The 13,136-nt window shown below is 69.6% G+C and carries 20 protein-coding genes; 10 read left to right on the forward strand and 10 right to left on the reverse strand.

The window, feature by feature from the left end:
* Positions 1–40: 40 nt before the first annotated feature.
* Positions 41–1,258 (reverse strand): alkaline phosphatase, encoded by a 1,218-nt coding sequence (locus tag AB0N89_RS03895; protein ID WP_364199895.1) that lies wholly within the window; start codon positions 1,256–1,258, stop codon positions 41–43.
* A 210-nt stretch (positions 1,259–1,468) separates the two neighbouring features.
* Here AB0N89_RS03895 and AB0N89_RS03900 point away from each other — a divergent pair, with 210 nt between their 5' ends.
* The 7 genes from AB0N89_RS03900 (at position 1,469) to AB0N89_RS03930 (ending at position 5,089) form a co-directional block, all read left to right on the forward strand.
* Positions 1,469–1,933, forward strand: coding sequence for an Asp23/Gls24 family envelope stress response protein (locus AB0N89_RS03900; RefSeq protein ID WP_364199897.1), 465 nt, complete (start codon positions 1,469–1,471; stop codon positions 1,931–1,933).
* Positions 1,934–1,976: 43 nt separating this feature from the next.
* Complete coding sequence (locus AB0N89_RS03905; RefSeq protein WP_005154991.1) at positions 1,977–2,153, forward strand: hypothetical protein; 177 nt, start codon at positions 1,977–1,979, stop codon at positions 2,151–2,153.
* A gap of 5 nt (positions 2,154–2,158) precedes the next feature.
* A complete protein-coding gene (locus AB0N89_RS03910) occupies positions 2,159–2,545 on the forward strand; it encodes an Asp23/Gls24 family envelope stress response protein (RefSeq protein ID WP_364199899.1) in 387 nt (128 codons plus the stop codon).
* A complete protein-coding gene (locus tag AB0N89_RS03915) occupies positions 2,542–3,069 on the forward strand; it encodes a DUF6286 domain-containing protein (protein ID WP_364199901.1) in 528 nt (175 codons plus the stop codon). Before AB0N89_RS03910 ends, AB0N89_RS03915 begins: the two co-directional genes overlap by 4 nt.
* Positions 3,066–3,632: an alkaline shock response membrane anchor protein AmaP gene (locus AB0N89_RS03920; protein ID WP_364199903.1), complete on the forward strand. Its 567-nt coding sequence runs from the start codon at positions 3,066–3,068 to the stop codon at positions 3,630–3,632. The genes AB0N89_RS03915 and AB0N89_RS03920 overlap by 4 nt, the downstream gene beginning before the upstream one ends.
* A 69-nt stretch (positions 3,633–3,701) precedes the next feature.
* Complete coding sequence (locus tag AB0N89_RS03925; RefSeq protein WP_364199905.1) at positions 3,702–4,145, forward strand: ATP-binding protein; 444 nt, start codon at positions 3,702–3,704, stop codon at positions 4,143–4,145.
* 11 nt (positions 4,146–4,156) lie between these two features.
* Complete coding sequence (locus AB0N89_RS03930; RefSeq protein ID WP_364199907.1) at positions 4,157–5,089, forward strand: SDR family NAD(P)-dependent oxidoreductase; 933 nt, start codon at positions 4,157–4,159, stop codon at positions 5,087–5,089.
* Here the strand turns inward: AB0N89_RS03930 and AB0N89_RS03935 are convergent.
* The 3 genes from AB0N89_RS03935 to AB0N89_RS03945 form a co-directional block, all read right to left on the reverse strand.
* Positions 5,086–5,808 (reverse strand): anti-sigma factor, encoded by a 723-nt coding sequence (locus AB0N89_RS03935; protein ID WP_364199909.1) that lies wholly within the window; start codon positions 5,806–5,808, stop codon positions 5,086–5,088. The two genes, AB0N89_RS03930 and AB0N89_RS03935, sit on opposite strands and share 4 nt — an antisense overlap.
* Positions 5,805–6,401: an ECF RNA polymerase sigma factor SigK gene (gene sigK / locus AB0N89_RS03940; RefSeq protein ID WP_364199911.1), complete on the reverse strand. Its 597-nt coding sequence runs from the start codon at positions 6,399–6,401 to the stop codon at positions 5,805–5,807. The genes AB0N89_RS03935 and sigK overlap by 4 nt, the downstream gene beginning before the upstream one ends.
* Positions 6,402–6,525: 124 nt before the next feature.
* Positions 6,526–6,993 carry a helix-turn-helix domain-containing protein gene (locus AB0N89_RS03945; protein ID WP_364199913.1) on the reverse strand — a complete coding sequence of 156 codons (468 nt, stop codon included), beginning with the start codon at positions 6,991–6,993 and terminating at the stop codon, positions 6,526–6,528.
* Positions 6,994–7,079: 86 nt separating this feature from the next.
* Between AB0N89_RS03945 and AB0N89_RS03950 the strand changes: the two genes are divergently transcribed.
* Entirely contained in the window at positions 7,080–8,192 is a 1,113-nt protein-coding gene (locus tag AB0N89_RS03950) for a cytochrome P450 (protein ID WP_364199914.1), read from the forward strand.
* Between the two features lie 49 nt (positions 8,193–8,241).
* On the opposite strand, the gene AB0N89_RS03955 is transcribed toward AB0N89_RS03950, so the two are convergent.
* From AB0N89_RS03955 to AB0N89_RS03970, 4 genes are all read right to left on the reverse strand, one after another.
* Positions 8,242–8,448, reverse strand: coding sequence for a CsbD family protein (locus tag AB0N89_RS03955; protein WP_364199916.1), 207 nt, complete (start codon positions 8,446–8,448; stop codon positions 8,242–8,244).
* Between the two features lie 98 nt (positions 8,449–8,546).
* The gene (locus AB0N89_RS03960) at positions 8,547–8,963 is read right to left on the reverse strand and encodes a VOC family protein (RefSeq protein ID WP_364199918.1); all 417 of its coding nucleotides are present in this window, start codon (positions 8,961–8,963) and stop codon (positions 8,547–8,549) included.
* A gap of 24 nt (positions 8,964–8,987) precedes the next feature.
* On the reverse strand, positions 8,988–9,872 hold the full coding sequence (locus tag AB0N89_RS03965; RefSeq protein ID WP_364199920.1) for an alpha/beta hydrolase: 885 nt from the start codon (positions 9,870–9,872) through the stop codon (positions 8,988–8,990).
* Between the two features lie 21 nt (positions 9,873–9,893).
* On the reverse strand, positions 9,894–10,394 hold the full coding sequence (locus AB0N89_RS03970) for an ATP-binding protein (protein WP_364199922.1): 501 nt from the start codon (positions 10,392–10,394) through the stop codon (positions 9,894–9,896).
* 149 nt (positions 10,395–10,543) lie between these two features.
* Between AB0N89_RS03970 and AB0N89_RS03975 the strand changes: the two genes are divergently transcribed.
* Together AB0N89_RS03975 and AB0N89_RS03980 are read left to right on the forward strand one after the other, a co-directional pair.
* Positions 10,544–11,155, forward strand: a complete 612-nt coding sequence (locus tag AB0N89_RS03975) for a LysE family translocator (RefSeq protein ID WP_364199924.1) — start codon at positions 10,544–10,546, stop codon at positions 11,153–11,155.
* An 11-nt stretch (positions 11,156–11,166) separates the two neighbouring features.
* On the forward strand, positions 11,167–11,796 hold the full coding sequence (locus AB0N89_RS03980) for a phenylalanine--tRNA ligase beta subunit-related protein (RefSeq protein ID WP_364199926.1): 630 nt from the start codon (positions 11,167–11,169) through the stop codon (positions 11,794–11,796).
* Here AB0N89_RS03980 and AB0N89_RS03985 read toward each other — a convergent pair.
* Together AB0N89_RS03985 and AB0N89_RS03990 are read right to left on the reverse strand one after the other, a co-directional pair.
* Positions 11,783–12,712, reverse strand: a complete 930-nt coding sequence (locus AB0N89_RS03985) for a Ku protein (RefSeq protein ID WP_364199928.1) — start codon at positions 12,710–12,712, stop codon at positions 11,783–11,785. The two genes, AB0N89_RS03980 and AB0N89_RS03985, sit on opposite strands and share 14 nt — an antisense overlap.
* A 57-nt stretch (positions 12,713–12,769) precedes the next feature.
* Positions 12,770–13,048 carry a YggT family protein gene (locus AB0N89_RS03990; protein WP_364199930.1) on the reverse strand — a complete coding sequence of 93 codons (279 nt, stop codon included), beginning with the start codon at positions 13,046–13,048 and terminating at the stop codon, positions 12,770–12,772.
* Positions 13,049–13,136: the final 88 nt, after the last annotated feature.

Below are 13,136 nucleotides of genomic sequence, written 5' to 3' on the forward strand. Positions count from 1 at the left end.
GAAAAGGGCCACCTCCGTCGCCGGAGGTGGCCCTTTCTCGTCAGAGACCGCTTGCCGCCCGCATCACCCAGTAGACGTCGGTGTTCTCGACCGTCCCACCCAACCGGGCCGAACCGGGGCCTTCCGCGGTGACCGGGGTGTCGGCGCCGGTGTGGTCGTGCGTCGTCCAGTCCACAGTGAACTTGAGTTTCGAGCCGGGTACGTCGAACGGACCGTCCTGGTCGGGGCCGGTGTCCTCGGCGTCGTAATTCTCGATGCTCAGTCCGCCGGTCTCGTGGTCGCCGCCGATGATCACCAGCGTGTCGGGGTGCGCGCGGACGAACCGCAGGACCTCGGCGATCGTGGCGTCGAGCGCGCGGCCGGCGTCGATCACACCGTGCGCGTTGTTCTCGTGCGACATCCCGTCGGTCCCTTCTTCCTCCAAGAAGAGGAAGAAGCCGCGCGGATTCTTCGACAGCGTGTCCAGCGCCTTGCGCGCCATCTGCTGGAGCGGCACCCGCGGCGCGTACTTCCCGACGCCGTCGGGGCCGTAGTCGACCATGTCCTCGTTGGCGAACAGGCCGAGGATCCGGTTCGCCCGCGTGTTCCGCAGTTCGTCGCCGTCACGCACGTACGTGTAGCCCGTTCGCTGCGCGCGTTCGACCAGGTTGCCGTACGGGCTGCGGCTCTCCTCCCCCGGCTTGTCCGGCCAGAGCCCGGGGTGGCCCTTCGGGTACCACCAGTCCTCGCCGCCGCCGAGCAGCACGTCCGGGCGGCTGTCCTCGATGTACTGCTTCGCGATGTCGCTCTGCGAATCCCGGCTGGGCACGTGCGCCGCGAAGGCCGCGGGCGAGGCACCTGTCACCTGCGCGGTGGTGACCAGGCCGGTCGACTTCCCCGCCCGTTTCGCCCGTTCGAGGATCGTTTCCAGCGGACGCCCGCGCGTGTCGACCCCGACTGCGCCGTTGCGCGTCTTGTGCCCGGTCGCCAGGGCGGTGGCCGCCGCGGCCGAGTCGGTGACGATCTCGTCCTCGTCGTCGGACGACGTCCGCACGAGACCGGTGGCCGCGAGCCCGTCCATGGCCAGTTCGCCGTGTTTGCCCTTGAGCGCCAGCCGGAGCAGGTCGCGCTGACCCAGACCGAGCCCGTCGCCCTGGATGTAGATGATGTTGCGCGCCGAACGCGCCCCGGACCCCGCCGTCGTCGTCTCCGCGACGGCGGCCGAACCGCCGCAGAGGACCACCAGAACCGTCGCCGCCGCCAGACCACGTCCGCGCACATCGCCTCCCATTAGTTAGGAACCTTTCCTAACAGAGAACCCACACGAACACCAGACAAAGCCGAGAGGGATACCCACCGGCGATGAGATCCAGACCACACGATCGGGTCGTGACGATCTTCTCCCGGCTGGGTCTATGGAGTGTGGAAGCAAACCGGGCGACCGCGAACTTCCGCCACAGGCAACGGAATCCGAACCGAGGAGATTGCGATGACGAACACCGCCACCACCGCCAAGCCGAGCTCGAACTCCGCCGCCCCCGCCGAGAACAGCGCGCTCGCTTCCACCCAGGGCGTCACCACGATCGCCGACACCGTCGTGCAGAAGGTCGCCGGCCTCGCGACCCGGGAGATCACCGGCGTCCACGCGCTCGGCGGCGGTGCCGTGCGCGCCTTCAACGCGCTGCGCGAGCGCATCCCGGGTGCCACCGCGTCCGCCGGACAGGGCGTCTCCGTCGAGGTCGGCGAGCGCCAGGCCGCGGTCGACCTGCAGATCGTCGTCGAATACGGCGTCGCGATCGCGGATCTCGCCAAATCGGTGCGCCGCAACGTGATCGGCGCGGTCGAGCAGATGACCGGGCTCGAGGTCGTCGAGGTCAACATCAACGTTTCCGACGTGTACATCCCGGGCGACGACGACGCCGACGACCACACCGAATCCGGCCGCGTCCAGTGACCACCGGCGCCGGCCCGCGCCCGACACAGCAAGGAGAACGTTCATGAACGCCACCCATCTCGGCCTGTTGACCGGTCTCGTGCTCGGCGTGGCCGGCGCGTTCGGCGGCTTCGGCGCGTTCCTCGTCGTGCTCGTCCTCGCCGTCCTCGGCCTGCTGGTCGGCCGGTTCCTCGACGGCAAGCTCGACCTTTCGGCCCTGGCCGGCCGCGACAGGGGCTGACCGCCATGACGACCATGACCGCCGCCGCACCGGACACGGACGGGCGCGGCGGGCTGACCGTGGCCGGCGGTGCCGTCGAGCGGATCGCCGCGCAGGCGATCACCGAACTCGACGGCATCGGCGGCGCGGCCTCCCGGGTGCTCGGGATCGCGGTCGGCGGTGAGGACCTCGACCAGGGCGCCAAGGTGAGCGCGCACGTCACCGGCTCGACGGTCACCTTGGCCGTCCGGCTCTCGGTGAAGTATCCGCTCTCGGTCCGTGCCACCACCGAAACCGCGCGAGAGCACCTGATCCGCCGCGTCGGCGACCTCTCGGGGCTGACCGTCACCCGGGTCGACGTCACCGTCACGGCCCTGCACTCCGCGGAGACCGAAACGAGGAGGGTCCGATGAAACGACGTCCTCGCCGCAGCGTCCCGGCCGTGCTCGTCGGCCTCGTGGTCCTCGCCGGTTGTGTCCTGGCCACCGCCGTCGCGGTCCAGACGATCATCGGGGAGAAACCGTGGATCAGCTACGACGCCGTCGCGTCCGCGTTGCATGGCACCCGATGGAGTGATCCGCTGCCGGCGATCGTGGGCGGCGGTGTCGCGCTGATCGGCCTGCTGCTCCTGGTGAGCGCGATCGTCCCGGGGAGGCCGACCGTGCTGCCGCTCGACGGCGGCCCCGATGTCGGTGCCTCCCGGCGCAGCTACCGATCGACGCTGCGCGCCGCCGCGTCCACTGTGGACGGCGTCTCGGCGGCGAAGCTGAAGCTCAAGCGGCGCGGGATCGTCTCGGTGGTGACCACCGGGCGGACGAACACCGCGGGACTCGCCGACGCCGTCCGCGCCGCCATCGAGCACCGTCTCTCCCAGATCGGCCCCGCCGCCGTTCCCGCCGTGCGGGTCCGGGTCAAGGCCACCAGGAGCGTGTCATGAGCGACCTCAACCGTCCCGCCCGGCTGAACCGCACCCTCCTGATCCTGACGGGGGTCGTGCTGATCGCCGGTGGCGCCTTCGCCGTCGGCACCCATTTCGGCAAGATCCCCCTGCTCGCTCCCACCACCACGCTCGTCCCCGGGACGGCCATGCCGCCCGGCTGGGTCTGGTACGCCGTCGCCGGGGGCGCGGTCGTCCTCGGCCTGCTGACACTGCGCTGGCTCGTCGCGCAGCCCGTCCGCAAACCCAAGTCCCGCACCTGGCGCTTCGACCAGGACACCGGCCAGACCGCGCTGGCCGCGAGCACCGCGGTGGAACCGTTCGTGGCGGAGGTGGCGGCCTATCCCGGCGTCCACGCCGCGCACGCCACGCTGGGCGGCACCCAGGACGCGCCGGTACTGGCCGTGGTGCTGAGCGCCGAACAGGACGGCGACCTGGCCGCCATCCGCGCACAGATCACCGAGGAAGGGCTCCCGCGGCTGCGTCAAGCACTGGATCTCGACGAGCTCCCGGCGACCATCGAGTTCCGCTTCTCCGCCAAGACCGGTTCCCGCCTGCAGTGACACCAGTCCGCTCCCCTGTCCGCTCCGAACACCTCGTGAGAGGTGTGGCGGCGAGGGGAGCTGGGTGCTGTGAACGGTGGCCAAGCCGAGCTGGAAGCCGAGCTCGACCGATTCTGCCGTCGCGTCGCCGGCGCCGCGGAAGTCATGCTCGACCTGCGGAATCTTCCCGAACTGCGCGATATCCGCGCCGTGGTCGCCGACCGGCTCGGCTTCGGCCGCGGCGAGGACGAACCCCTCGGGGCTCTGCTGCTGGTGGTCGACGAGCTGGTCAGCAACGCGTACCGGCACACCGACAGGCCCGGTGAACTGCGCGTCAACCGGCAGGTCCGCAGCTTCCTGGTCGAAGTCTCCGACGACGAACCCGACGTGGAAGCCCTGCGCTCCCCCGCCGAAAACGCGGGCTACGGACTCCGTCTGATCCATCACCTTTCCCTCGATTGGGGTTTCCGCCGGGAGCCGACCGGGAAAACGGTGTGGGCGCTGGTTCCCGCCCAGCTGTATTACGAACGTTGAGGAGCAGCCGTATGTCCACAGTGACCCGAGCCGCCGACACCATGCTCGACCGGACCCTGCTCGGTTACAGCAGCATCGGACACTTCCTCCGACGCCAGTGGTGGCCGGCGGACCCCGCCCCGGACGCGCTCGTGGGCAAGGTCGCCGTGGTGACCGGCGCGAAAGCGGGCCTGGGCAAGGCGACCGCCATCGGCCTGGCCAAGCTGGGCGCGACCGTCCGGATCGCGGTCCGCGGCGACGGTGAAGCCGCCCGCGCCGAGATCGAACGTGCCGCGCCCGGTGCCCGCGTAGTCGTCGACCATTGCGACGTCAGTCTGCTGTCGTCCGTCCGCGACTACGCGAAGGATCTCGACGGCGACGTCGACATCCTCGTGCACAACGCCGGGGTGATGCCCGCCGAACGGACGGAAACGGCGGAGGGCAACGAGGTCATGCTGGCCACGCACGTGCTCGGACCGCATCTCCTCACCGCGTCGCTCCGGCCGAAGTTCGCCGACGGCGCGCGGGTGATCTGGGTCAGCTCCGGCGGCATGTACGGCCAGCCCCTGCGCACCGACGACCTCCAGTACCTCCAGGGCGAGTACAAACCCGCCGCCGGATACGCGCGCACCAAACGCATGCAGGTGGTGCTCGCCGAGCTCTGGGCGGACGAGCTGGACGACTCCGGGATCACCGTGCACAGCGCCCATCCCGGCTGGGCCGACACTCCCGGGGTCGCGACCTCGCTGCCGACGTTCCAGAAGCTCACGCGACCGATCCTCCGGAACGCCGAGCAGGGCGCCGACACCTTCGTCTGGCTCGCCGCGGCCGAGGAACCGGCCCGGTACAACGGGATGTTCTGGCACGACCGCGTCCAGCGGCCGACACACTACCTCGGCAAGACCCGGGAAACCGCCGCGCAGCGCCAGGAACTCTGGCAGGCCTGCGGGCGGCTGACCGCCTAAGCGAGGTTCACCATGACGACCGCCGGGACGGTGGGAGCCACCGAACCCCCGGCGGGCTCCGCGGTGATGCCGACCCGGTCGATCCCGCCCGGCAAGTCCGCGAGGACCGGACGAGTCCGATGTGGACCGTCGTCGGCCAGCAGCCCGGCGGAATGCACGCCGCTCTTCCCGATGAGCCAGACCTGATACGCCTTGCCAGGCGCCAGCGGCGGGAGATCACCCGCCAGCACGACGATCTTGCCCTGGCTCCGCGAGGTCACGACCGTGGTCGTCCCGGGCACGGCGCCCTTGATCGTCGAGGAGTCGGGCGCGGTGAGCACCGAGTTCACCGAAGCGAGCTGCTGCTGCGCGGGTTCGGTGCCCTGCTCGGTGTTCGCGGTGACCAGGCCGAACACCAGCGCCCCGACGGCGGCCGCCGCGGCACCCCACAGCGCCATCCGCACGGGTGGCCTCTTCGCCGGCCGGGTGCTCCGGACGGCCGCGACCAGCGGAGGCCACTGCCGGGTCTGGGCGACCTGCGTGAGCGTCGCTACCCGCAGCCTCGGCGGCGGCACCGTGCCGAGCGCCGACCCCAGGCGCGCCGCGGTCTCCTGGAACTCCTTGACTTCCTGGGCGCACGCGGGGCAGCCGCGCAGGTGCTTTTCGAAAGCCTCGGCTTCTTCCTCCGGGACGGCGTCCACGGCGTAAGCCCCGGTCAATGTGTGCAGTTCCGCGGTCATTGCCCCACCCCCAAGCAGTCACGCAACCGAATGAGACCGTCGCGGATGCGGGTCTTCACCGTGCCGGGCGCGGTCTTCAGCACTTCCGCGACTTCCGGGTACGAATAGCCGTTGTAATAGGCCAGCACCACCGATTCCCGTTGCAGATCGGTGAGCGCGGACAGACACTGGCGCACGCGTTGCTGCTCCAGGTTGGTGATCGTGGACTCGGCGACCTCGTCGAACGGGCGCCGGAAGTCGAGCCTGCCCGCCCGGTCGTCCCGGTCGAGCGCGGCCTGATGCGAACGCACCCGGTCCACGGCGCGCCGGTGCGCGATGGTGAGCACCCAGGCCAGCGTGCTCCCCTTGCCCGGCTTGAACCGCGCCGCCGTCCGCCACACCTCCACCAGGACTTCCTGGGTCACCTCCTCGGCGAACGTGCCGTTGCGGACGACCCTGTTCACCACGCCCCAGACCGGTCCCGCCACGACGTCGTACAGGTCGGCGAACGCCTGTTCGTCACCGGCCGCGACCCGTTGCATCAGGCTCGCCCCGGCCGGCTCCGTTCCGGTGCCACCGCTTTCGCGCGGACTCGTCCGCACATCCTCGACCATCAAGCTGCCTCCACCTCACCCCGACGCCCGGCTACGCGGTTCCGTGGCGTCTGGGAAGGATTCGACGCCGAGGGCGGCGCGGACTGGTCGAAGTGGCGAGAACACTCGGACGGGGCCGGAGGGCCTACCCCTGTTCTTCGAGCACTTCGTCCATTGTGGACCGCAGGTGGCGCAGAAAGGCCTCGAACCGTTCGATCTCTTCCACCGGGTACTCCGCGACGAGCGCCATGAGCCCCGCGCTGAACGGGCCGAAGAACTCCCGCGCGAGCCCCTGGATGTCAGGGCCGCTGCGCAGGGTCACCTTCCGCCGATCGGCGCTCTCCCTGGTCCGCACGACGTAACCGAGGTTCTCCAGCCGGTTCAGCAGGTTCGTGGTCGCGCCGGAGGTCAGCGCGATGCGATCGCCGAGCCGCGCCGGGGAAAGCGGCGAGCCGGTGTCTTCGGCGTAGAGGATCTCCACGAGCGCGGCCGCGTCGGTGGAGTGCAGGCCGAGCCAGTTCGCGAAACGCCTGGTGAACTCGGTGTAATTCGCCCCGAAGCCGCGGAGGCCGTCCAGCAGCGACGCGCTCCGCGCCACGACGTCGTCCTCCATCACCCCTCCTCGGATCCGTGCTTTGACAACCTACCGGCCGCAAATATACCTTCATGATGAAGCTACTTTCTCATGAAGGAGTTGCCTTGCTCCCCGATCCCTTCGCCGCGACGACCCGCGGCATCACCGAGCCCGATCCCGTCCGACCGGCTCTGCGGACCGCCGGTCCCCTCGTCGAAGTGGCCGCCCCGGCGGGCGGAAGCGCGTGGATCGTGACCGAAGAGGAGCTGGCCCGCGAAGTCCTCTCCGACCCTCGCATCGCCAAAGACCCCGCGTGGGCGCCCGAAGACTGGGACCGCGCCGGACTCGAACAGACCGCGGCCGAGCAGCCGTCCTTGACCACGCTGGACGGCCCCGACCACGCGATCCTGAGGCGTGCGCACGCCCCGCTGCTGAGCGCCAAAAGGATTCAGGCGCGGGCCGGCCGGATCCACGAGATCGCGCGCGAACTGCTCACGGGCCTGGGCGAGGAGCCCGTCGATCTCATGGACGGGTTCTCCACCCGGTCCCCGCTGACGGTTCTGCTCGATCTGCTCGGCATCCCGCTCGACCTGCTCGACGCCGCCGTCGACGCCTGCCGCCGCATGTCCAGCCCGGAACCGGACGCGCAGGGCAAGGCCATCGGCGCGATCGCGGGTCTCGCGGCGGCGGGGCTGACGTCCGACCGGCACGGCCTCGCGGCGGAACTACGCGACCGCGTCCCGCCCGGGACGACCGAAGACGACCTGAGATATCACCTGTTCGCGTTGATCTTCGCCGGGCAGCTGACCACCGACGCCTCGATCGGCTTCCTGATCTCGCGGCTCCTCAACGGGGACAAGGCAGCCGAGGACGACCTCGTCCGCGAAACCCTGCGGGACCATCCTCCCGCGCCGTTCACGCTCTGGCGGTTCACCACCGCGGAACTCGACCTCGCCGGGGTCCGGCTCCCCGCCCGTGCTCCCGTGCTCGTCGACATCCAGGGCATCAACAGCGATCCCGGCCGACGGCCCGGACCGGATCTGGCCTTCGGCGGGGGTCCGCACTTCTGCGTCGGCGCCCAGCTCGCGCAGCTCGAACTGCGGGCGGCGGCGACGGTTCTGCGCACGGACTTCCCCGGCGCCAAGCTCGCCGTGCCCTACGCCGAGCTCCGGCAGACGTTCTTCGGCGGCATCCAGGGCACGCGGCTGACCAGCCTGCCTGTGCTGCTGCACGGGTGAAGAACGGGCCGGGGCGCGGAAACCCGCTGCCCCGGCCCGGAACGACCCGCTACTTCTTGAAGGTGTCGCGGATCTTGTCCGCCGCGTCCCCGACGGCGTCCTTCACGTTCTCGACGGCGCCCTTGAGACCGGCCTTCGCCTGGTCCGCCTGGCCTTCCGTGCGCAGTTCTTCGTTGCCGGTGGCGTCGCCGGCGGCCTCCTTGGCCTTACCACCGAGCTCTTCGGCCTTGTTGCTGATCTTGTCGCCCAACGACATCGGATCCTCCTCCGTCCGTGGCGCCCGGATCGTGCGCCGTACGAGGGAAGGACAAGCGAAGATCAGGATTCGTCACGCGCACGGACGGGTGATCGCGCTCACCCCACCCGCCAGGGCATGTGCTGGAGCGTCCAGGTGTTGCCGTCGGGATCGCTGAAGGCCGCGTAGAAGACGCCGCCCATGTCCTCGACCGGCCCGACTTCGGTGCCCCTGGCGATGAGCGCGGCGCGGGCCTCTTCGATGTCGGCGACCACGAGGTGCAGCCCGCGCAGGGTCCCGACCGGCATGTCGAGCGACGCGAGCCCGGTGGTCAGGGTGATCGAACAGGCCGAACCCGGCGGCGTGAGCTGGACGATCCGGACCCCGTCGGCGGGCCGCACGTCGACGTCGAGATGGAAACCGAGCCGGTCGGTGTAGAACTCCTTCGCCCGGTCGATGTCGCTGACCGGTACCGGGACGAGTTCGAGCAGGAACGTCCCCGGCGGGACCGGGGGCGCGGGCGGGGTGTCGGTCACCAACGTTCCTTTCGCCTGAAAGCCTTACCGAAGCAGTGAAGCTACCGCCGCGGCGAACGCTTCCGGAGCCTCCTGAGGAACGTTATGCCCGACCCCCGACAGAACCCGGTGCTCGTACGGGCCGGTGAAGTACTCGCGGTCGCCCTCGGCGCCGGGCCCGCCGATGCCGTCGTCCCCGCTTTCCAGCACGACCGTCGGCACCGTGATGACCGGTTCCTTCGCGATCAGGTCTTCGAGCGCCTGGTACCGCGGATCCCCTTCCGCCAGGCCGAAGCGGTGCCTGTACGAGTGGATGACGACGTCGACGAAGTCCGGGTTGTGGAGGCTGGGCGCGCTGGCGGGGAACGCCGCGTCGGCGCCTGCCCAGGTCGGCGACCAGGTGCGCCACAGCAGGCCGCACAGCTCTTCACGGTTCTCCGTCAGCCCGCGGCGGCCGCGTTCGGAGTGGAAATAGAACTGATACCAGTAGGTCCGTTCCCATTCGGGCGGCGCCGGTTCGCCCGCGTAGGCGAGGTTCTGGACGTTGTAGCCGTCCGCCGAGACCAGCCCGCGCACCCGCTCGGGCCGGAGCGCGGACACGATGCACGCCGCGCGGCCGCCCCAGTCGTATCCGGCGACGACGGCCTTTTCCAGCCCCAGCGCGTCCATGAAGTCGAGCAGATCCTGCGCGAGCGCGGCCTGCTGCCCGGAACGGGGCGTGGCGTCGTCGAGGAACCGCGTCCCGCCGAACCCGCGGAGATACGGGGCGTACACCGAGGCGCCGCCGGCCGCGAGGACCGGGACGACCTCGTCGTAGGCCCGCACGTCGTACGGGAACCCGTGGAGCAGGATCACCGGCGGCGCGTCCGCTTCACCGCTGTGTTCGTACTCGATCTCCAGGACCGGGGTGGTGACGCGCTTCGTGGCCATCACCCGATCCTTTCACGAAGATCAGCCGGACCAGCCGCTCAGCCGAGTCAGAAGCCGTTCCAGGACCTCGGGGTCGGCGCCGACGGGCTCACCGGAGACGGGTTCGTCCACCAGGGTCCGGCGATCGCCCCGCCGGGGCAGCCGGACCTGTCCGGCGGACAGGCCACCAGGCAGCGGCAGCTCGCACCAGAAGGTCACACCGCCGGTCGCGCTCGGCGCCACCCCGGTCCGCTCACCCGGCGCGGGAGTCGGCACGGGGAGGCCGTCCACCTCGTGGTCGACCTCGATGACCAGCACGTCCGACTGCAGGCGCAATCTCAGCGTCAGGAAGGGCGGCTCCTTCGGATCGGCCGCGTCGATCAGCGTGCCCACCAATCTGGCGGCGGCGGTCTTCGCCTGATCGAGCAACGGCCGCAAGGACCAGTCCGACAAGATGAGACGGACGAAGAGCTCGGAGCACAACACCGCGTTCGGTTGTGCCACCAGCCGGAGGTCGTCCACCTGGGAAGTGCGCGCGCTCAAACCAAGGCCTTCCTCGTCGACGTGCGAGCGTGCATCATGCCACTCCATCCGGTGAAGGACTCCGGCCGCCTCACTCAACGGTTTGGTCCACTGGAGTTGGCTGGCTTTGGCTCTGTCCGCGAGGCCAAACGGCGCGCAGAGTGGTCCTCGTGAGCATCGCCTTCCTGATAACCACGCTGATCGTGGTCGCCACGCCCGGCACCGGGGTGGTCTACACCTTGTCCGCCGCCCTGGCCCGCGGCAGGCGTGCGAGCATCGTCGCCGCGACCGCCTGCACCCTCGGGACAGTCCCCCACATGGTGGCCGCGGTGACCGGCCTCGCCGCGCTGCTGCACGCGAGCGCGGTGGCGTTCGAAATCATCAAGTACCTCGGTGTGGCCTACCTGCTCTACATGGCCTGGGCGACGTTGCGGGACCGGGACGCGATCGTCGTCGAGAGCGATCCCGAACCGGCTTCGACGCTGCGGACGATCACCTCCGGCGTGCTGATCAACGTCCTGAACCCGAAGCTGACGCTGTTCTTCTTCGCGTTCCTGCCCCAGTTCGTCCCGGCGGGCGAGCCCGGTTCCGTCCCGCGGATGCTGCTGCTCGGCGGCGTGTTCATGCTGGCGACGTTCGTGGTGTTCAGTGTGTACGGCATTCTCGCCGCCGGTGTGCGCCACCACGTCCTTTCCCGGCCGCGCGTGCTCGCCTGGACCCGGCGCGTCTTCGCCGGTTCGTTCGCCGCGCTCGGCGCCAAACTCGCGTTCACCACCCAGTAGACAGGTCTCCCATGCGACTCCAGCACCATCCCGACGTCCGCGCCGAGCACCCCACCCTCGCCGTCGGCACGTTCGAGGCCACCGGCATCACTCCCGAAATGCCCGTCGACCTCGAAAAGTTCATCGCTCGGGCGACGCGGCGGCTCGAAGACGGCCCGGAATCGGAATTCCCCGAGATCCAGGCCTGGCGGCGGGCGTTCGCCAAGATGGGCCTGAAACCCACGCAGTACCGCTGCGCGTCGGAATCGCTGCTGCGGCGGCTCCGGAAAGAGGGCACGCTCCCCCGGATCCATCCGGTGATCGACCTCTGCAACGCGGTCTCGGTCGCCTACGCCATCCCTGTCGCGGTGCTCGACGTCGCGAAGATCAGCGGCTCGCTGGAGGTCCGTCACGCGCGTGGCGACGAGAAATACGTGACCTTCGGCGGCACGGTCGAGCATCCGAACCCGGGCGAGGTGATCTTCGCCGACGAAGACGGGCAAGCCCACGCGCGCCGGTGGACGAACCGGCAGAGCGGGCATTCCGCGGTCTCCGCCACGACGTCCGACGTGCTGATCGTTTCCGAAGGGCTGCACGCGACGGCGGCCGAGGACGTCCGGCTGCTGATCGAGACCATCGAAGACGAGCTCAGGAGGCCTTGAGCGCCTTCTCCAGCCCGGCGCGCGTCATCTTCGAACGCCCCTTGATGTCCCGCTCCCGCGCGAGTTTCTCCAGATCCGCCTTCGACAGCGAGGACAGGTCCTTTTTGCCAGGCGGCTTCTTCGCCCCGGACTTCTTCTTGGCCTTACCGCTCTCGACGCTCTTCGAAAGCGCCTCGAACAGGTCGACGACCTTCGTCGGCTCACCGACCTCGGTGGCGGGCGTGATGGTCTCGCCCTTCTTCTTGGCCTTGATGAGCTTCCGGACGCGATCGGTGTAGGTGTCGCGGTAGTCCTCGGGCCGCCAGTCGTCGCTCATCGCGTCGATCAGGTCGGCGGCCATGTCGAGTTCCTTGCCGCGCGCCTTGGGTCTGCCCGGCAGATCCGGCAGCTCCGCGGCGGGATCGCGCAGGTCCGCGGCGAAATGCAGGGTGTTGAGCACCATGACGCCGTCCCCGGACCGGACCAGCGACAGGTACTCGCGGCCACGCATGACGAACTTCGCGATCCCGGCCTTGCCGGACGAACGCATCGCTTCGAGCAGCAGCGCGTACGGACGCTCGAACTCGTCTTTCGCGGGCGCGAGCCAATACGTCTTGTCGAAGAACATCGGGTCGACGGCGTCCAGCTCGACGAAGCTCTCGATGTCGAGCGACTTCGACCGGCCGGGGGCGATCTCGTCGAGCTCGCCCGGTTCGACGACCACGTACTCGCCGTTGTCGAGCTCGTAACCCTTGACGATGTCGTCGAAGTCAACTTCCTTGCCCGTGCGCTCGTTCACCCGCCGGTACCGGATGCGGTCTTCGGTACCGCGCTGGAACTGGCGGAAGTGCACGGTGTGGTCCTCGACCGCGCTGTACAGCCGGACCGGCACCGTCACCAGACCGAGCGAAAGCGAACCGCTCCAGACCGGACGCATGGGCAGACTCCTCTCCTCATGCGCCTGATACCCGCGAGAGCGGCGGATCACACCTGGTCAGAGGCTGAACGCGAGAGATTGGAGCAGGACGACACCGAGGAACACGAGGGTGAAGGCGAGATCGAACGCCACCCCGCCGGCTCGCACCGGGCGGACCACGCGGCGGACCGGCGCCAGCACGGGTTCGGTCAACCGGTGGGCGATCCCGCGCGCCCGGAAAACCCAGGAAGGCGGTCTGGTGGCGAGGGTGACGGCCCAGTCCAGCACCATCCGGACGACGAGCACGATCAGGTACAAGGTGAGCAGGAAGCCCAGCAGATCGCCGAGAGTACTCATGACGGCACACTCCTCTTTGGTCCAGTGTGCCGTGCTTTGCTGGGAGAAACCTGTGACCAGGAAAGGGGCTACCAGGGCGGTTGGCCAC

The sequence above is a fragment of the Amycolatopsis sp. NPDC089917 genome (assembly GCF_040684635.1).
Taxonomy (GTDB): domain Bacteria; phylum Actinomycetota; class Actinomycetes; order Mycobacteriales; family Pseudonocardiaceae; genus Amycolatopsis.